The sequence below is a fragment of the Nocardioides zeae genome (genome assembly GCF_030818655.1).
Classification (GTDB): Bacteria; Actinomycetota; Actinomycetes; order Propionibacteriales; family Nocardioidaceae; genus Nocardioides; species Nocardioides zeae_A.
This window is the reverse complement of sequence record NZ_JAUTAN010000001.1, coordinates 24,940-41,945: the sequence shown is the minus strand read 5'-3', so window position 1 is coordinate 41,945 and position 17,006 is coordinate 24,940. Positions and strand designations below refer to the sequence as shown.

General features: G+C 75.6%; 17 protein-coding genes and 3 pseudogenes. 3 read left to right on the top strand and 17 right to left on the bottom strand.

All coding sequences use genetic code 11. The annotated features are described in order from the left end of the window. Window positions 1-8: 8 nt before the first annotated feature. From QE405_RS00195 to glnT, 7 genes are read right to left on the bottom strand one after another with little or no spacing between them, the layout of a single operon-like run. Window positions 9-1,274: an allantoate amidohydrolase gene (locus QE405_RS00195; RefSeq protein ID WP_307198216.1), complete on the bottom strand. Its 1,266-nt coding sequence runs from the start codon at window positions 1,272-1,274 to the stop codon at window positions 9-11. Further along, window positions 1,271-2,434 carry an FAD-dependent oxidoreductase gene (locus tag QE405_RS00190; RefSeq protein ID WP_307198215.1) on the bottom strand — a complete coding sequence of 388 codons (1,164 nt, stop codon included), beginning with the start codon at window positions 2,432-2,434 and terminating at the stop codon, window positions 1,271-1,273. The genes QE405_RS00195 and QE405_RS00190 overlap by 4 nt, the downstream gene beginning before the upstream one ends. Further along, window positions 2,434-2,889, bottom strand: a complete 456-nt coding sequence (locus QE405_RS00185) for a HutD/Ves family protein (RefSeq protein ID WP_307198214.1) — start codon at window positions 2,887-2,889, stop codon at window positions 2,434-2,436. Before QE405_RS00185 ends, QE405_RS00190 begins: the two co-directional genes overlap by 1 nt. A gap of 5 nt (window positions 2,890-2,894) precedes the next feature. Continuing rightward, entirely contained in the window at window positions 2,895-4,244 is a 1,350-nt protein-coding gene (locus QE405_RS00180; RefSeq protein ID WP_307198213.1) for an FMN-binding glutamate synthase family protein, read from the bottom strand. 13 nt (window positions 4,245-4,257) lie between these two features. Further along, entirely contained in the window at window positions 4,258-4,980 is a 723-nt protein-coding gene (locus QE405_RS00175) for a hypothetical protein (RefSeq protein ID WP_307198212.1), read from the bottom strand. Next, window positions 4,968-5,897 carry a hypothetical protein gene (locus QE405_RS00170; protein WP_307198211.1) on the bottom strand — a complete coding sequence of 310 codons (930 nt, stop codon included), beginning with the start codon at window positions 5,895-5,897 and terminating at the stop codon, window positions 4,968-4,970. The genes QE405_RS00175 and QE405_RS00170 overlap by 13 nt, the downstream gene beginning before the upstream one ends. Before the next feature lie 47 nt (window positions 5,898-5,944). Then, the gene (gene glnT / locus QE405_RS00165; protein WP_307198210.1) at window positions 5,945-7,267 is read right to left on the bottom strand and encodes a type III glutamate--ammonia ligase; all 1,323 of its coding nucleotides are present in this window, start codon (window positions 7,265-7,267) and stop codon (window positions 5,945-5,947) included. Between the two features lie 147 nt (window positions 7,268-7,414). Between glnT and QE405_RS00160 the strand changes: the two genes are divergently transcribed. Continuing rightward, window positions 7,415-7,639: a DUF3099 domain-containing protein gene (locus QE405_RS00160; RefSeq protein WP_307198209.1), complete on the top strand. Its 225-nt coding sequence runs from the start codon at window positions 7,415-7,417 to the stop codon at window positions 7,637-7,639. Between the two features lie 3 nt (window positions 7,640-7,642). Here the strand turns inward: QE405_RS00160 and QE405_RS00155 are convergent. The 10 genes and pseudogenes from QE405_RS00155 to QE405_RS00110 all read right to left on the bottom strand — a co-directional run. Further along, a pseudogene (locus QE405_RS00155) lies at window positions 7,643-8,431 on the bottom strand (PepSY-associated TM helix domain-containing protein); the annotation flags it as partial. A 79-nt stretch (window positions 8,432-8,510) separates the two neighbouring features. Then, window positions 8,511-9,023: pseudogene (locus QE405_RS20840) on the bottom strand (PepSY-associated TM helix domain-containing protein); the annotation flags it as partial. 89 nt (window positions 9,024-9,112) lie between these two features. Continuing rightward, complete coding sequence (locus QE405_RS00145) at window positions 9,113-9,679, bottom strand: hypothetical protein (RefSeq protein WP_307198207.1); 567 nt, start codon at window positions 9,677-9,679, stop codon at window positions 9,113-9,115. A gap of 20 nt (window positions 9,680-9,699) precedes the next feature. Beyond that, window positions 9,700-10,506 (bottom strand): ABC transporter ATP-binding protein, encoded by an 807-nt coding sequence (locus QE405_RS00140; protein WP_307198206.1) that lies wholly within the window; start codon window positions 10,504-10,506, stop codon window positions 9,700-9,702. A 14-nt stretch (window positions 10,507-10,520) separates the two neighbouring features. Continuing rightward, window positions 10,521-11,606, bottom strand: coding sequence for a FecCD family ABC transporter permease (locus tag QE405_RS00135; protein ID WP_307198205.1), 1,086 nt, complete (start codon window positions 11,604-11,606; stop codon window positions 10,521-10,523). Next, on the bottom strand, window positions 11,603-12,658 hold the full coding sequence (locus QE405_RS00130) for a FecCD family ABC transporter permease (protein ID WP_307198204.1): 1,056 nt from the start codon (window positions 12,656-12,658) through the stop codon (window positions 11,603-11,605). The genes QE405_RS00135 and QE405_RS00130 overlap by 4 nt, the downstream gene beginning before the upstream one ends. A gap of 37 nt (window positions 12,659-12,695) precedes the next feature. Beyond that, window positions 12,696-13,226, bottom strand: a complete 531-nt coding sequence (locus QE405_RS00125; protein ID WP_307198203.1) for a 2'-5' RNA ligase family protein — start codon at window positions 13,224-13,226, stop codon at window positions 12,696-12,698. A gap of 20 nt (window positions 13,227-13,246) precedes the next feature. Continuing rightward, window positions 13,247-13,612, bottom strand: a complete 366-nt coding sequence (locus tag QE405_RS00120; protein WP_307198202.1) for a hypothetical protein — start codon at window positions 13,610-13,612, stop codon at window positions 13,247-13,249. 89 nt (window positions 13,613-13,701) lie between these two features. After that, window positions 13,702-14,067, bottom strand: coding sequence for a hypothetical protein (locus QE405_RS00115; RefSeq protein WP_307198201.1), 366 nt, complete (start codon window positions 14,065-14,067; stop codon window positions 13,702-13,704). Continuing rightward, window positions 14,064-14,573 (bottom strand): pyridoxamine 5'-phosphate oxidase family protein, encoded by a 510-nt coding sequence (locus QE405_RS00110; RefSeq protein ID WP_307198200.1) that lies wholly within the window; start codon window positions 14,571-14,573, stop codon window positions 14,064-14,066. Before QE405_RS00110 ends, QE405_RS00115 begins: the two co-directional genes overlap by 4 nt. Window positions 14,574-14,670: 97 nt before the next feature. Between QE405_RS00110 and QE405_RS00105 the strand changes: the two genes are divergently transcribed. Both QE405_RS00105 and QE405_RS00100 read left to right on the top strand, forming a co-directional pair. Next, window positions 14,671-16,071 carry an SWIM zinc finger family protein gene (locus tag QE405_RS00105; RefSeq protein WP_307198199.1) on the top strand — a complete coding sequence of 467 codons (1,401 nt, stop codon included), beginning with the start codon at window positions 14,671-14,673 and terminating at the stop codon, window positions 16,069-16,071. Continuing rightward, a pseudogene (locus tag QE405_RS00100) lies at window positions 16,068-16,982 on the top strand (DUF5691 domain-containing protein); the annotation flags it as partial. The gene QE405_RS00105 and the pseudogene QE405_RS00100, both read left to right, overlap by 4 nt. Between the last annotated feature and the right edge of the window lie 24 nt (window positions 16,983-17,006).

Sequence of the window (17,006 nt, the reverse complement as noted above, 5' to 3'; positions counted from 1 at the left end):
AGTGAACCCTAGGAGACGCCCACCGGCTCCTGCAGCAGGCGCTCCAGCACGTCGGCCAGCGCCACGGCCCCGGCCTCGGCGTCGGCGTCCTCGCACGCCTCCTCCGGCGAGTGGGACACGCCCGTCGGGTTGCGGGTGAAGAGCATCGCCGTCGGGATCGCGGAGGCGAGCACGCCGGCGTCGTGCCCCGCGCCGGTGTCGAGCACCGGCGCGTCCGGCAGCACCCGCGCCAGGCGGCCCGACAGGTCGGCGTCGAAGTGGACCGTGCCGCCGTAGGACTCCTCCGTCAGCGTCACCGCGCACCCCTGCGCCGCGGCCAGCCGCGACGCCTGACGCTCGATCTCCGCCACCACGGCGGCGGTCACGGCGTCGTCGGGGTGGCGCGCGTCGAGCCAGAGGTCGACCCGCGAGGCGATGACGTTGGTGCCCCCGGGCACCGGTACGACGCGGCCGACCGTCGCCCGGGCCTCGGCGTGCGCCACGGCGGCGTCGCGGGCGGCGAGCACGATCCCCGCCGCCACCACCATCGGGTCGCGCCGGTCGACCATCCGGGTCGTGCCCGCGTGGTTGCCCTCGCCGGTCACGGAGAAGCGCCAGCGACCGTGGCCGAGGATGGAGGAGCCGATCGCGACGGGCTGACCGAGGTCCACCAGCCCCCGACCCTGCTCCACGTGGAGCTCCACGAAGGCGTCGATCCCCGCGAGCCGCGCGGGGTCGGGCCCGATCCGGTCGACGTCGAGACCGGCGCCGGCCGCGACCTCCGCGAAGGTGCGGCCGTCGGCGTCGCGCAGCCCGCGCGCCCGGTCGGGGTCGATCGCGCCCGCCAGCAGCCGCGAGCCGAGGCAGGCGACGCCGAACCGCGCGCCCTCCTCCTCCGGGAACGCCACGACGGCCAGCGGCCGCTCGGTGCGCACGCCCCGGGCGTCGAGCAGGTCGACCGCCGCCAGGGCCGACGCGACGCCGAGCGGACCGTCGAAGGCGCCGCCGCCGGGCACCGAGTCGAGGTGGCTGCCGGTGACGATCGCGTGGGGCGAGCCGGCGGCCCCGGCGGGGCCCGTGCCCGGCCGCCACGCCCAGATCGCCCCGTTGCGGTCGGTCTCGACCTCCAGCGAGCGCCGCTGCGCCTGCTCGACGAACCACTCGCGCAGCGTCAGCTCGGCGTCCGCGTAGACGAACCGCGACCAGCCACCGCGGGTCGCGTCGCGGCCCACGTCGGCGATCTCCCCGAGCAGCCCGGCCACCGACGTGGCGCCGGCGGGGGCGGGCGCGCTCACGCCGCCACCCCCGCGAGCCGGAAGGCCGGCGGCACCGCGGCGGCGCCGGTGGCCGCGTCGGCCGCCAGCCGCCCGAGGAGCGGCGCGAACTTGGCACCGTGCCCGGAGCAGGGCGAGAGGATGGTGATGCCGGCGACGCCGTCGATCACGAAGTTCTCGTCCGGGGTGTTGGTGAAGAGGCAGGTGGTCTCCGCGTAGGGCTCCGGCACGAGCCCGGGCAGGTGCTGCCGCACGTAGGCCACCACGCGCTCGCGGTTGGCCGGGTCGATGCGACCGTCGGAGTGGGCGGCGGACGGGATGGCCGGACCGCCGTTGTACTCCGCCACCTTCTGGCCCCGGAAACCCGCGTCGCGCCCGCCCGGCAGGCCGTAGACCTGGATCTCGGGGATCTTGTGGATGAAGGTCGGCCAGCCGTCGACCGGCAGCCCGGACGCGTCGTCGACGTAGGGGAAGTGGTAGGCCTGCTCCTTCCGCACCTCGAGGCGCGGCACGCGCCGGACGAGGGCCTCGGGCAGCGTCGGCAGCAGGTCGGGCAGCCACCCGCCCGCACTGACGACGACGTGGTCGGCACGCAGCTCGGCACCGGCCTCCGACACGACGCGGAGACCGCGCCCGTCGGGCACCACCTGCGCCACGGGCCAGTCCGTCAGCACGGTCGCCCCGGCCTCGGCGGCGAGCCGGGCCATCGCGAGCACCGACGACTCGGCGTCGATCACGCCGGCACCGGGGTGCCACAGCACGTCGGAGTCGAACGCGATCCCGGGCCACCGCTCGGCGGCCGCCGCCGCACTCATCAGCTCGTGCTCCACGCCCGCACCGGCCATCACCGTCGCGAGGTGGTCGGGGCGCCGGTCGGCGCCGTGGTCGAGCGACCCCGTCGGCGTGATGAGCCGCTGGCCCGCCAGGGCCTCGAGCTCGTCCCACGCGTCCCGGGCCTGCACCACGAGCCCCGTCCAGAAGGGATCCGGGTAGCCGTAGCGGAAGATCCGTGCCGACCCGTGCGAGCTGCCGTGCTCGTTGGCCGGCGTCGTGCGCTCGACCAGCGTCACCCCGTGCCCGCGCCGCGCCAGCTCCCAGGCCGTCGCCGCGCCCGCCAGGCCCGCTCCCACCACCACGTACGTCGTCACCGACGCTCCCTCCTCGTCCGCCTCGTCCATCATCACCGCACGGCGGCACTCACCACCACCGCGCGCCCCCCACCACCGCCCGAGCCGTCCAGCGCCCACAGGAGCACGTCGTCCGCGCCCGGCTCGAAACCGGCGAGCTCCACGACCCGCAGGCCACCCACGGCCCGGCCCCGCGCCAGCACCAGGTTGAGGTTCTGCACCGGCCCGCCCAGCGGTCGGCCGAGCACGACCGACTCCCCGCGGTAGGCGAGCACCTCGCCGCGGCGTACCGACTGCTCGGCGCCGTCGACCGTCAGCACGAGCCCCTCCCCCGCGACCACGCAGGACACGCGGTCGACACCGGGGAACGCCGACCAGGGCGCCGGGCCAGCGATGGCGGCGACGCTCACGCGCCACGCGCCGTCGGGGTGCGCGGCGAGCTCCCGCGTCAGCCCGGCGCCGTTGCGCCACGGCACCGCCGGGAGCCCGCCGAGGTCGGCGAGCGACACCCGCCTCAGAACGACGGGCCCGGGCGACCCGGGACCCAGTCCGTGCCGGCGACCGGCACGCGGGCCATGGCCGCGGCCTCGACCGTCAGCGCGACGAGGTCCTCGGGCTCGAGGTGCGTCACGTGCGCCTTGCCGCAGGCCCGCGCGATGGTCTGCGCCTCCATCGTCAGCACCCGGAGGTAGTTGGCGAGGCGGCGGCCGCCCTCGACGGGGTCGAAGCGCGCGGCCAGCTCGTCGTCCTGCGTCGAGATGCCGGCGGGGTCGCGGCCGTCCTGGTAGTCGTCGTAGTAGCCGGCGGCGGACCCGATGGCCTGGTACTCGGCGTCCCAGCGCGGGTCGTTGTCACCGAGCGCGACGAGCGCGGCAGTGCCGATCGCGACCGCGTCGGCGCCGAGCGCCAGCGCCTTGGCGACGTCGGCCCCGGTGCGGATGCCGCCGGACACGATGAGCTGCACGCCGTCGGCCTTCCGGTGCACGCCGAGCTCCTGCAGCGCCTGCACGGCCTGCGGGATCGCGGCGAGCGTCGGGATGCCGACGTTCTCGATGAAGACGTCCTGCGTCGCCGCCGTGCCGCCCTGCATGCCGTCGACGACGACCACGTCGGCGCCGGCGTGCACGGCGAGCTTCACGTCGTAGTAGGGCCGCGAGGCGCCGACCTTCACGTAGATCGGCTTCTCCCAGCCCGTGATCTCGCGGAGCTCGGCGATCTTGATCGTGAGGTCGTCGGGGCCCGTCCAGTCGGGGTGCCGCGAGGCGCTGCGCTGGTCGATGCCCTGGGGCAGCGTGCGCATCCCCGCGACGCGCTCCGAGATCTTCTGGCCCAGCAGCATGCCGCCGCCGCCGGGCTTCGCGCCCTGGCCGAGCACGATCTCGATGGCGTCGGCCTTGCGGAGGTCGTCGGGGTTCATGCCGTAGCGGCTCGGCAGGTACTGGTAGACGAGGTGCTTGCTCTGCCCCCGCTCCTCCGGCGTCATGCCGCCGTCCCCGGTCGTCGTCGAGGTGCCGGCCTCGCTCGCGCCGCGGCCCAGCGCCTCCTTCGCGCGGCCCGACAGGGCGCCGAAGCTCATGCCCGCGATCGTCACGGGGATGGCCAGCTCGAGGGGGTACGTCGCGTTGCGCGCGCCCAGCGTCACCTCGGTGCCGCAGCGCTCCCGGTAGCCCTCCAGCGGGTAGCGGCTCATCGAGGCGCCCAGGAAGAGCAGGTCGTCGAAGTGCGGCAGCGCCCGCTTCGCGCCACCGCCCCGGATGTCGTAGATGCCCGTCGCGGCCGCGCGCTGGATGTCGGCGATGGTCGCCGGGTCGAACGTGGCCGAGGGGCGCAGGCCGCGCCGCGCGAGGGTGAGGTCGTCGTGCATGGGAGCCTCCGGTTCAGTACGCCGCGGCGTTGTCGACGTGGAAGTGGTAGAGCGTGCGGGCCGAGCCGTAGCGCGTGTACGACGCGGGGTCGTCGTCCTCGAAGCCGGCCGCCTTCAGCAGCGTCGCCAGCTCCTCGAGGTGCTCGGGGCGCATCTCCTTCGCGACGCAGTCCGCGCCCAGCGACGCGACCGAGCCGCGCACGTAGATCCGCGCCTCGTAGATCGAGTCGCCCAGCGCCTCCCCGGCGTCACCGCGCACCACGAGCCGCCCGGCCTGCGCCATGAAGGCGCTCATGTGGCCGATCGACCCGCCCACGACGATGTCGACGCCCTTCATCGAGATGCCGCAGCGCGCCGCGGCGTCGCCCTCGACGACGAGCAGGCCGCCGTGGGCGGTCGCACCGGCCGACTGCGAGGCGTTGCCCTTGACCAGGACCGAGCCGCTCATCATGTTCTCCGCGACGCCGACCCCGGCGTTGCCCTCGATGACGACGTCGGCGCGCTGGTTCATGCCCGCGGCGTAGTAGCCCACGTGCCCCGCGACCGTGACCTGCCGCGGCGTGTCCATGCCGACCGCCACGGCGTGCGCCCCGCGGGGGTTGGTGAGCGTGACCGGCGTGTCCACCGGCAGCGTCTCCTGCCCTTCGACCTCGCGTCCCTGGAGCAGGGCGTTGACGGTGCGCAGCGGCACGGCCGCCAGGTCCAGCTCGACGGTGGTGGCGCTCAGCGCGTCCATGCGTAGATCCTCTCGGGCTCGGGCTCGTAGATGCGGGCCTCGGCGATGCCGGGCAGGCCGACGAGGGCGCGGTACTCCGACGCCATCGCGACCCAGTCGTCGTGCTCGGCGATGACGGCCGGCTTGCAGGCGATCGCGTCGCGCACGACGGCGAACGAGTCCCCGTCGGCGACGAGCAGCGTGTAGAAGCCGTCGAACGTGGTGAGCAGCTCCTTGAGCGCCGTCTCGACCGTGTAGCCCGCGGCCAGGCGGTCGGCGACGAAGCGGGCACCGACCTCGGTGTCGTTCATCGAGTCGAACTCCGCGCCGGCCGCGATGAGCTCCCGGCGGATCGAGGCGTGGTTGGAGAACGATCCGTTGTGCACGAGGCACTGGTCGGGGCCCACCGCGTAGGGGTGGCAGCCGCCCGGCGTCACGGCCGACTCGGTCGCCATGCGGGTGTGGCCGACGCCCTGCCAGCCCTGCGCCGCGGGGAGCCCGTAGGCCTCCGCCAGGTCACGGGGGTGGCCGACGCCCTTGAGCACGGCGACGTCGGCGCCGAAGCCCGCGACGAGCGCCTCCGGGAAGGCCTCCTTCACCGCGGTGCGCAGCCGGTCGAGCTCGGCGTCGCCGCCGGGCACGTGCGCCACCAGGGTGGGCCCGGCGTCGACGACGGCGACGTCCGCGCCGTACGCCGTGGTGAGGGCGCCGGCGACGACCTCCGCCGCGAGGCCGGTGGTGAGCTCGACGCAGCTCGCGTCGGGCACGAACGAGACGGTCACGTGGCCGGCCGGGGACCAGCGGGGGTCGCCGTAGACGGCGATGCCGGCCGAGTCGGCGCCCCGGTCCTGCATCTCGCAGAGCATGCCGGTCAGCAGCTCACCGAGCCGGGGGGCGAGGGCGGGGTTGCGCAGGTGCAACCCGACGATGCCGCACATGGGCGGGTCCTTTCTCCGAAGACTTCAGGGGCCGGTCAGCAGGCCGGTCAGTAGGCCGTGAGGTAGTGGTCGATCTCCCAGGACGTGACCCGGGAGTGGTAGGCGAAGAACTCGGCGCGCTTGGCCTCGGCGAAGTACGCCGCGACCCGGTGCTCGCCGTCGCTGGCGGCGTCGAGGGCGGCGCCGACGACGGGGTCCGCCTCGAGCGCCTCGACCGCGTGGATCAGCGTGCGCGGCAGCGGCGGGCGCACGGTGCCGTTGTCGCCGCCGACGGTGCCGGGGTCGAGGTCGCGCTCGATGCCGTCGAGGCCGGCGCCGATCGTCGCCGCGATGGCCAGGTAGGGGTTCGCCGACCCGTCGCCGCCGCGCAGCTCGACGCGGTGGTGGTCGGGGATGCGGATGAAGTGGGTGCGGTCGTTGCCGCCGTAGGTCGGGAAGCTCGGCGCCCAGCTCGCGCCCGACGTCGTGGCGACCGCGCCGGTGCGCTTGTAGGAGTTCACGCTCGGCCCCAGCACCGCCTGCAGGGCGGAGGCGTGCTCGAGGATGCCGGCGGTGAAGGCGTACGCCGTGCCGCTCAGCCCCAGCCCCCGGGCGTCGTCGCCGTCGGGGAACGCCGACTCGCCGTCCTTCCACAGCGACAGGTGGAGGTGGAGGCCCGAGCCGGTGCGGTCGGAGAACGGCTTCGGCATGAAGGTCGCGACCATGCCGCGCTCCTCGGCGAGCATGGAGATGAGGTAGCGGAGCGTCACCACGCGGTCGGCGGTGGTGAGCGCGTCGGCGTACTCGAAGTTCTGCTCGAACTGGCCGTTGCCGTCCTCGTGGTCGTTGGCGTAGTTGCCCCAGCCCAGCTCGTTCATGGCGCGGGACACGGTCGCGAGGTGCTCGTACATCCGCGTGACGCCGCGGGCGTCGTAGCAGGGCCGGGCCGCGTTGTCGCCCGGGTCGGCCGTGACGAGCGTGCCGTCGGCCTCGCGGCGGAGGAGGAAGTACTCGACCTCCGCACCGACGTAGGCCTCGAGGCCCTGGGTCTCCTGCAGGCGGGCCAGCATCGACTTGAGGATCACGCGCGGCGCGAACGGCCACGGCTTGCCGTCGACGTGCGGGTCGCAGTGCACGATCGCCAGGCCCTCCTTGATGAAGGGCACCGGGGTGAAGCTGGCGGGGTCCGGGAGGACCATGAGGTCGGGGTCCTTGGGCTCCTGGCCCATGGAGCCGACGGCGTAGCCGGCGAAGCCGACGCCCTCCGTCTGCAGCTGCTCGACCGCCTCGACGGGCACGAGCTTGGCGCACGGCTTGCCGTTCAGGTCGACGAAGAGCGCCAGGATGAACGTCGTGCCGGCCTTCTCCGCGAGGGTCGCGAGATCGGTCATGGCGGGAACCTCCACTTGTTCACTGCTGTGAATCATTGTCTACGAGGAGTGAACAGCGCAAGCGTTGCGGACGTGTTTCGCGGACGTCACGGTCAGGGGTCCGCCCGGAACGGGTCACGACGGAGGGTCCGGGCGTACCGTGACGGCATGGCGATCAGCGACGGCCGGAAGCGCGCCTACGCCTGGATGATGGGCGTCTGCCTCACGCTCTTCGTGCTGGCCGGCGTCGTGGTGCGGCACTGGTCGACGCCGCTGGCGATCGGCATGTGCGTCGTGGCCGCCGTCCTCCCGCCGGCGGCGGCGGTGGTGGCGAACACCGGCGCGCTCGCCGACCACCGCCCGCCGCCCGAGCCCCCCGACCCCGACCGGTGACCGTCAGGCCGCGCGGCTGCGCGCCCGGGCCGCCAGCGCCAGGTCGACCACGAGGAACGCCAGCAGGCTGACACCCAGCAGCGGCAGGAACCAGCCGACGGCGACCGCCGCGAGCGCGAGCCCGACGAGGCCGACCGGGGGCGCCGAGCGCCAGGCCCCGCGCCGTACGGGACGGCCCACCGCCCAGCGGTCCCCGCGGGTCGGGCGGCGCAGCCACCACATGCGGTAGCCGCTCACCACCATCACCACGATGGCGAGGCCGAGCCCGAGCAGCGCCACCTGGTTGGCGAGGCCGAACAGCGAGCCCATGTGGACGTCGACGCCCCAGCGGGCGAGCTTCGCCATGAACGGGTAGTCCTCGAACCGCACCACGTCGACCACCTCCCCCGACGCCGGGTCCACCGCGGCCGCGTCGACCTGCACGGGCCAGGAGCGGTCGATCTCGGAGACGACGTACGTCGCCGTGGCGCTGCTCGGCCGCTTGATCTCGACGGCCGCGGTGAGGCCCTCGGCACGGGCCGCGTCCCACGCGGCCTGCCACCCGACACCGGGAGCGTCCTCGTCGACGCCCACCCCGGACCCGGAGCCGGCAGACCCGTGGTGGTGCGCGTGCTCGTCCGCCCCGGCGTGCGGCTCGGTGAGGTCGCTGACGACCGCGGGCGTGGTCCAGTCGAGCGCGGAGCGCAGCTCGGTGACGTGGGTGCCGGCGTGCTGCGACCAGGTGAGACCCGTGGCCGACAGCCCGAGCAGGCCGACCGCGACCACGGTGCCGAGCAGGCCGTGGACGGCGCGGGTGCGGGCGGGCGCGCCCGGTGCTGCCGCGCACGCGGCGGGCGTCGCGGTGGCGCCGCTGCGGGCCGGTCCACCACAGGGCGAGGCCGCCGAGGGCGACGACGGCCAGCCAGGAGGCGGCGAGCTCGGAGTAGAGCCGCCCGGTGTCCCCCAGGTGCAGGCTGCGGTGCAGCTCGCTCACCCAGGTGCGCAGCGGCAGGGAGCCGGAGGTGCCGTACGCCGTCAGCTCCCCCTGCGTCTCGCCCGTCACCGGGTCGACGAAGACGGCGCGCGTGCGGGAGGTCGCCACCTCCCCCGCGTCGAACATCACGCGGGTGGTCGCGCCCTCCTCGGGAGCGGGCCGGACGGCCACCAGCGGCAGGTCGGGCTCGACCTCCCGGGCGGCGGCGACCTGGGCCTCGAGCGGCAGGGCCGGCCCCCGGGAGTCGGTGGTGAGCACGTCGTCGTACACCACCCTCTCCACCTGCGGCGTCACCGCGTAGAGGGCGCCGCTGACGGCGGCGACGAGCAGGAACGGCGCGATGAGCACGCCGGCGTAGAAGTGCAGGCGCAGCAGGAGCGGGCGCCAGGTGCGGGATTGCTGGTGGGTCATGCGGACATGCCTCCTCGGGCACGACGACGGAGCGGCGGACCGCTCCTCGAGCAGCCCGACCGCGATGGCGCGTCGGTGGCGCGGGCCCCTCAGGCGGGGCGCGCGCCGAGGCGCGGCGGCGCGCGGGCGGGGAGGCGTCGGCGCTCCGCACGGTCACGGAGGGCCGGGGGCGCGGGAGCCGGTACGACGCGGGCGGCGCCCGGCACCGGGAGGGGACCCCGCAGCGCGAGCACCGCGACGAGGCGCACGAGGGCGAGGTCGAGCACCGTCCAGAGCGCGCGTTCACCCGCGGCGAGCCAGAGCCCGCCGATCCCCGCCGCAGCGAGGTGGGCGAGCAGCATGGTGGGGGTGGCACCGTGGCCCCCGTGCTGGATCCCGTCGTGGACCCCGTGGTGGGCCCCGTCCGCGGTCACCATGAGCGCGAGGTGCACGGCCGCCTGGCCGAGCACGAGCAGCAGGCCGGCCTGGAGGGCGTCGACCCGGCGGCCGACGAGGAGCGCGGCGACGGGCGTGAGCGCCACGAGCAGCCCGGCGAGCACCGGCAGGCCCGGGAGCGCACCGCCGGCGAGCGCGTGCCCGCCCGCGCCGGCGAGCAGGGCGACCGTCGTGAGCACGGCGCCGCGCACCACGCGCAGCGGCCACCCGATCGACGTCACGGACGGACATTCTCCACGACTCAGCTCCCGGGGCCGCCCGTCGGCAGCGGGTAGACCGTCGGCGAGCCCACCACCGGGTCGGGGGCCACGACGCACGGCAGGTCGAAGACCTCCTCGACGAGGGCGGCCGTCAGCACGTCGGCGGGCGCTCCCGTCGTCACGACGTGGCCGTCCTTCATGACGACGAGGTGGTCGGCGTAGCGCGCCGCCTGGTTGAGGTCGTGGAGCACCGCCACGATCGTCTTGCCCTGGTCGTGGAGGGCACGGAGCAGGTCGAGCAGCTGGTACTGGTGCGCGATGTCGAGGAACGTCGTCGGCTCGTCGAGCAGCAGGGTCGGCGTCTCCTGGGCCAGCAGCATGGCGACCCAGACCCGCTGGCGCTGGCCGCCCGACAGCTCGTCGACGTAGCGCCCCGACAGCACGTCCGTGCGCGTCGCCGCCATCGCGGCCGCGACCGCGGCCTCGTCCTCGGGTCGCCACTGCTGGATGAGGGACTGGTACGGCGCGCGTCCGCGCGCGACGAGGTCCGCGACCCGGATCCCGTCGGGGGCCAGGGACGTCTGCGGGAGCAGGCCGAGACGCCGCGCGACCTCCTTGGAGCGGTAGCGGGAGATGTCCTTGCCGTCGAGCAGCACCCGGCCCGCGGTGGGCGTGATGATGCGCGCCAGGGAGCGCAGCAGCGTCGACTTGCCGCAGGCGTTGGGACCGATGATCGCGGTGAACGAACCGTCGGGGATGCCGACGGTCAGGCCGCTCGAGATGGTCCGCTTGTCGTAGCCGATCGTCACGTCCTCGGCGGCGAGGCGGGTGCTGGTGGTCGTCGTCATGGGTCCGTCCCGTCTCAGGAGGTCGCGGCCTGGCGGCGGGCCTCGCGCACCAGCAGCCAGATCAGGTAGAGCCCGCCGACGCACACGGTGATGAGGCCGACCGGCACCGGCCGGTAGGCGCTCGCGACGACGAGGGAGAGGAGGTGGGCGCTCACGAGGAGCGTGGCGCCCATGGCGGCGGCCCCGAGGAGGCTGACGCCCGGCGAGCGGGTCAGCCGACGGGCGAGCTGGGGTGCGACGAGGGCGATGAAGCCGAGCGGTCCGGCGGCGGCCGTGACGAGGGCGGTGGTCGCGACGCCGACGACGATGAGGGCGAGCCGCGCCAGCCCGACCCGCGTGCCCTGCGTGACGGCGGCGTCGTCGCCGAGCTCGAGGCGGCGCAGCGACGGGGCGAGGGCCGCGGCGGCCAGGACGATCAGCCCGAACCCGACGAGTGCCGGCACCAGCGACGTCCAGGTGACCCGGGTGATGGAGCCGGCGCCCCAGAAGCCGACCGCCATCGCGTCCTGCAGGTCGGCCCGGGTGATGAGGTAGCTGTTGACCGAGCCGAGCATCGCGGAGACGCCGATGCCGACGATGATGAGCCGGAACCCCTGGACGCCGCGGCGGTAGGCGAGCACGTAGACGACGACGGCCGTGAGGATGCCGCCCACGATGGCGGCCGCCGCCAGGGAGGCGTAGTCGCGCGTGCCGAGCACGAGGATCGTCACGACCACCGCGGTGTAGGACCCGGCGTCGAAGCCGATGACGTCGGGCGAGCCGAGCGGGTTGCGGGTCAGCGACTGGAAGATCGCGCCGCCGACGCCGAGCACGGCACCGAACACGAGGGCCGCGAGCACGACCGGCATCCGCCACTCGAGCACGACGAGCCGGTGGAACCGCTCCCCGCCGCCGCCGATCGTGCGCACGACCTCCGCGACGCTCAGCGGGTAGTCGCCGAGGGTGAGCGCGACGATCCCCAGCGCGGCGGCGACGAGGGCCAGGACGGCGGAGACGGCGACCACCCGCACCGGGAGGCGGAACGAGAAGAACCCGCCGCGCAGGGTGCCGGTGGTGTAGCCGAAGTCGACCCGCGGCGTACGGGGCTCCACGGCGCTCACAGGCCGCTCGCCTTCTGGCGGCGGACGAGGGCGATGAGCACCGGGGCGCCGATCACGGCCGTCACGATGCCCACCTGGATCTCGCCGGGGCGCCCCAGCACGCGGCCGACCACGTCGGCCACCAGCACGAGCACCGGGGCGGCCACGGCGGAGTAGGCGATCACCCAGCGCTGGTCGGGGCCGGTGAACCAGCGCACGACGTGCGGCACCATGAGGCCGACGAACCCGATGCCGCCGGTCAGGGCGGTGCCGCCGCCCGCGAGCAGCGTGACCGCGACGATGCCGAGCACGCGCGTGCGCAGGATGTTCGTGCCGAGCGAGGTGGCGAGGTCGTCGCCGAGCGCGACCGCGTTGAGCGCGCCCGACAGCGCCAGCGCGACGAGGAGGCCGACCGCGAGGAACGGGAGCACGGCGAGGGTGTCGTCGAGGCTGGTGCTGTCGATGGAACCGACCCCCCAGCTGCGCAGCCGGTCGAAGGTGGTGGGGTCGATGAGGGTGAGGAACTGCTGCACGCCGCCCAGCACGGCCGCGAGCGCGACGCCGGCCAGCACGAGGGTGATCGGCGAGGCGCCCCCACCGCCGGCCGCCCCGATGAGGTAGACGAGCCCCGTCGCGAACGCGGCGCCCACGAAGGCGAACCAGACGTAGCCCGACACGCTCGCGACCCCGAAGATCCCCACCCCCAGCGTCACCGCGAACCCGGCGCCGGCGTTGACGCCGAGGATCCCGGGGTCGGCGAGCGGGTTGCGCGTGAGCGCCTGGACGAGCGCGCCCGCCACCCCGAAGGCGGCGCCGACGGCGAGGCCGGCGATCGTGCGCGGGATCCGCAGGTCCCACACGATGAGCGAGGCCTCGGTGCCGTCCTTGGTGAGCAGGCCGTCCCGGACCGCCCCGAACGGCAGCGGGTTGGCCCCGAACGCGAGGCTCGCGGCCATCGCGGCCACGAGCGCCGCCAGGAGCACGACGAGCCCGACCGCGCGCCGGGGTCCGAGCGACGGCGACGGTCGCTCGGGAGCGGGCGCGGGCGGGGGCGCGAGGACGGCGGCGGTCATGGCGGTCCTTCGGGGGCGGCAGCAGAGCGGGCTTAGGTTAGCCTTCCCTGCTTCCGACGTCGCGCAGGGTCCGTGTCCCGGGCATCCACCGCCGCAGCCGCGCCCCCACGACCTCGTACGGCGCGCCCAGCGCCGTCAGCGCCGGCACGACCTGGTCGTCGGTCAACCGGCCGGTCACCGTCAGGTGGGGCACCCACCGGCCCGGGGCCGACCACGGCGGTCCGCCCCGGGCTCCCCCCGACCGGAGCAGTCGCGCCGCCTCGGCGTGGAGCGCCAGCAGTGCCGGCGTGGGGGCGACCACGCGCGCCACGACACGGCGCCCCGCCGCACCGAGCACGAGCGGGGCGCCGAGGTGGAGGGTCAGGGGCAGGTGCGCCACGAGCGCGTCGAGCGCCGCGTCGGCCTCGGCCGGGACCTCGTCGCGCTCCGCGACCGTCAGGTGGGGCGCGTGGCCCGCGTCGCGGCGTACCCCGGCCCCGGGGACACCGGCCGCCGCCACGCGGTCCCACTCCTCCCGCACGGCGCCCTCGCCCTCGGCGTCGAGGAGGAGGTCGAGAGAGTCGCGCACCTCGTCAGGCTACGGGCGGCTCACGTGTAGCCGTTCCACGTCGCCTGCCCGCCGGGGCGCAGGGACGACCGGAGGGAGAACTGGGTCCAGTAGTCCTCCCGGATCGAGACGGTGCGGCAGTCCGAGTCGCCGTGGACGACGAGCGTCGTCCACCCGCCGTCGGGGTGACGGACGGAGCCGTAGAGCGTGCCGAGCGACCCGGTGCGCTTCACGCACAACGTGTTGGTCCCGTCGCGCCACACCAGCTTGGCGACGGAGCTGCCCGTGTTGCTGTACAGCGTCCACTCGTAGTCAGCAGCCGTCGCCGGTGCCTGACCCGCGGCGGCGAGCCCCACCGCCACCAGCGGCAGTGCGCAGAGCTGCGCCAGTCGTCGTCGTACGTTCACGTCGTTCCCCCTCGTGGCCGGCCGCGCCCGTCGCGGCACTGCCCCGCAGGGTTCGCCGTGACGCGCGCGGCCAAACCTCCGCGAGCGGCTCAGCCCTTCGTCACGTCGGCCACGAGCACCGAGGTGTTGAGCGCGGCCCACGCGAGCGTCACGGCGGTGGCCTTCTTCCGCGCCGTGCCGTCGGACAGCTTCTGGTTGAGCAGCAGGCAGTCGACGACGTCCGAGGTGATGCGCGCGCCGAGCGCGAGGCGGCGCACCCGCTGCCCGCCCACGATGCCGGCGGTGCTGATGAGGAGGTCACGGACGCCGTAGGTCTTCGCGAGGCCCTCGTACGACGCGCGCTCGCCCCCGCGGATCCCGAGCGCGTCGGGCAGGTGGCTGGGCTTGGCGAGGGCGTAGACGCCGTAGGCCGCCGTCGCGGCGGACACCAGGCGGGTGGGGCGGAAGCTGCTCACTTGTCCTCCAGGCGGGTCGTCTCGTTCTCTGCGGGGAACTTACCGGGGTCCCCGGTGACGGCCGCCCGGATGCCGCCGACGAGGCGGCGCACGCGGGAGGAGGAGGACTCCCAGTACTCGGCCGTGTCCACCTTCACCTTCAGCAGCGCCAGCGTCGGGGTCTCGAGGCCGTCCGGGAACCACACCTCGAGCGCGGGCGACCACAGCTCGCGGGCCTTGTCCGCGTCGTGGGTGAGCAGCGCCGTGCCGGACAGCGAGGTCCAGGCCGCGTGCTTCGGGTCGGCGAAGGAGACGTTCACCTGCGGGTGCTCGCGCACCTCGGCGACCTTCGCGGAGTCGTCGTGGCAGAAGAACCAGAGGTCACCGTCGAACTCCACCTCCTGCAGCGCCATCGGCCGGCTCACGTGCTTCCCGTCGCTCGTCATCGTGGTGAGCATCGCGATGCGCGCCTGCTCGACGAGCTCGGCGACCTTGGCGGTGCCTCCGTCGGTGTCGTGGTGGGACATCTCTGCTCCGTTCGTGGGGGTCGCCCGTGGTGTGGACGGGTGGGGACCGGCCCCGGTACCCCGCAGGTGTCGGTGGGATGCGACAGGATGGCGGGCGATGACCACCCCCGAGGCCGCGGACGCCCCCGCCGAGCGCTGGTCGCTCGAGCGTGTGCGCGGCGCTGCGCCCGACGCGGCGTCGCTGGCCGCGGCGCGCCGGCTGACCGCCCCGGGGTCGTGGTCGGACTGCGGCGTCAGCGCCACGCTCGTCTGGGGCAAGTGCCAGGGCTCGGGCACGGCGCCCTACCAGGTGAGCGTCGACCTGGCCGGTCCGGCCTACCGGTGCTCCTGCCCGAGCCGGAAGTTCCCCTGCAAGCACGCCCTGGCGCTGCTGATGCGCTGGTCGGCGGGCGACCTGGAGCCCGGCGCCGACGCCCCGGACGAGGCCGCCGCGTGGGCGCGCCAGCGGGCGGAGCGGGCGGCGTCCCACGCGGCGGCCGAGGCGGGGTCCCAGGATCCCGTCGACCCGGCCGTCGAGGCAGCGCGGGCCGAGGCCGCGGCGAAGCGGCGCGACGAGCGCCTCGCGCGGATGGACGCGGGCGTCGAGGAGCTCGCGGTCTGGCTCACCGACCTCGCCCGCACGGGGATCGCCGCCGCCCGGCAGCGCGACCTGACCTGGTGGGAGTCCGCGGCCGCGCGGCTCGTCGACGCCCAGTTGCCCGGCGTCGCGGAGGAGGTGCGCGCCCTCGGGCGCACCGTCCGCCACCGCGCCGACTGGGCCGAGCACACGGTCGACGTCCTCGGCCGCTGGTGGCTGCTCGTGCGCGCCTGGCGGCGCCGCGGCGACCTCGACGCGGCGAGCGCGGCCGACCTCCGCGCCGTGGTCGGCTGGGCCTGGGCGACCGACGAGGTGCGCGCCGGCGAGACCGTCACCGACGTGTGGGCCGTGCTCGGTGCCCACCGCTCGACCGACGGGGGCCTGCTCGAGCAGCGCACCTGGCTCCACGGCGAGCGCTCCGGCCACGTCGTGCAGGTGCTCGACTTCGCGGCGCGGGGCGCCCCCGTGCCCGTGGCCCGCACCGTCGGGAGCCGGCTCGAGGCCACCCTCGCGCTCTACCCCGGTCACGACCCCCGCCGTGCCCTCCTCGTCGCCGAGCCCGTGGCCGCCGGCGACCTCGACCGGCTCCCCGGGGGCGGCGACCTCGCCGCGGCCCGCGCGCGCCGCACGGCGGCGTTGGCCGCCAACCCCTTCGTACGGCGCGTGCCCGTCGTCGTCGCCGACGCGCGGGTCCTCCCGGGCGCGGACGCCGACACCACCGGCGCGGTGACCGTCGTCGACCCGGCGGGCCGCACGGTGCCGGGGGTCGCGACCGGGGCCGACGAGGAGGAGGCCACGGGCGCCGTCTGGTCGCTGCTCGCCCGCACCGGCGGCCACCCCGCCGACCTGTTCGGCGAGCTGCAGGACGGCGTGCTCCGGGTGCTGGCCGTGGGCACGGGCGACGGGGTGGTGGGACTGTGAGCACGATCGAGGACTGGGCCGACGGCGTCGTCGCGGCCGCGATCCTCGGCAGCGGACGTCGGGCGGTGCCGGAGCCGCCGGACGTGCTCACGGGGCTCGGTCCGAGCCCCACGGCCGACTCCGGCACCCGCCTCCTCGACGCCGCGACCGTGCTGGCGGCGCTGCGGTCGGTGGGAGCGCCCGACGCTCCCGCGGCTCCCGCCGACGCCCCCGCTCCCGCGCCTGCCGACACCCTCGCCGCGCCGCCCCCGCGCGCCCGGCAGCTGCTCGAGCTGCTCCACGCACGGCCCGCGCCGGTGCCGGCCGCGGAGCGCGACCTGCTGGTCGCCCACTGGCTGGAGCGCGCGGCGGCGGCCGGGGTCCGCGTGCCCCACGACCTCCTGCCGGTGCTGCTGGAGCGTGCCCGGAGCGCACCGGCGCTCCGGGCGCCGCTGCGGCCCGTGCTCGACGCGCGCGGACGCTGGCTCGCCGGGCTGCACCCGGGCTGGGGCGCCGTGCTGAGGGACGACCGGGGCGCGGCGCCCGCGGCCGGAGCTCCCGACGACCGGCCCGACCCGGCCGCGTGGCCCCACCTCCCGGCGCCGGCGCGCCTCGGGCTGCTCCTCGACCTCCGCGCCTCGGACGACCCCGCCGACCGGGCGCTGGCGGCCGACCTCGTCGCCTCCACCTGGGCGAACGACCCGGTCACCGAGCGCACCCAGCACCTCGAGGCACTCGGCACGGCGCTCGCCGACACCGACGACCCCCTGCTCGAGCGGGCGCTCGACGACCGGTCCGTGAAGGTGCGGGGTCTCGCGCAGCACCTGCTCGACGGGCTGCCCACCTCACGGCGGGCCCAGCGGATGGCGGACCGGCTCGCGCCGCTGCTCTCCCCGGAGCGGGATCCTCGGCCGGCGCCTCGACCTCGCCACCCCGCCCGACCCCGACGACGCCGG

Excerpts from the sequence above, each read along its gene's own strand:
- QE405_RS00190 (WP_307198215.1), bottom strand. The coding sequence starts at position 2,434 with ATGATGGACGAGGCGGACGAGGAGGGAGCGTCGGTGACGACGTACGTG.
- QE405_RS00180 (WP_307198213.1), bottom strand. The coding sequence starts at position 4,244 with ATGCACGACGACCTCACCCTCGCGCGGCGCGGCCTGCGCCCCTCGGCC.
- QE405_RS00175 (WP_307198212.1), bottom strand. The coding sequence starts at position 4,980 with ATGGACGCGCTGAGCGCCACCACCGTCGAGCTGGACCTGGCGGCCGTG.
- QE405_RS00170 (WP_307198211.1), bottom strand. The coding sequence starts at position 5,897 with ATGTGCGGCATCGTCGGGTTGCACCTGCGCAACCCCGCCCTCGCCCCC.
- glnT (WP_307198210.1), bottom strand. The coding sequence starts at position 7,267 with ATGACCGATCTCGCGACCCTCGCGGAGAAGGCCGGCACGACGTTCATC.
- QE405_RS00160 (WP_307198209.1), top strand. The coding sequence starts at position 7,415 with ATGGCGATCAGCGACGGCCGGAAGCGCGCCTACGCCTGGATGATGGGC.
- QE405_RS00140 (WP_307198206.1), bottom strand. The coding sequence starts at position 10,506 with ATGACGACGACCACCAGCACCCGCCTCGCCGCCGAGGACGTGACGATC.
- QE405_RS00130 (WP_307198204.1), bottom strand. The coding sequence starts at position 12,658 with ATGACCGCCGCCGTCCTCGCGCCCCCGCCCGCGCCCGCTCCCGAGCGA.
- QE405_RS00110 (WP_307198200.1), bottom strand. The coding sequence starts at position 14,573 with ATGTCCCACCACGACACCGACGGAGGCACCGCCAAGGTCGCCGAGCTC.
- QE405_RS00105 (WP_307198199.1), top strand. The coding sequence starts at position 14,671 with ATGACCACCCCCGAGGCCGCGGACGCCCCCGCCGAGCGCTGGTCGCTC.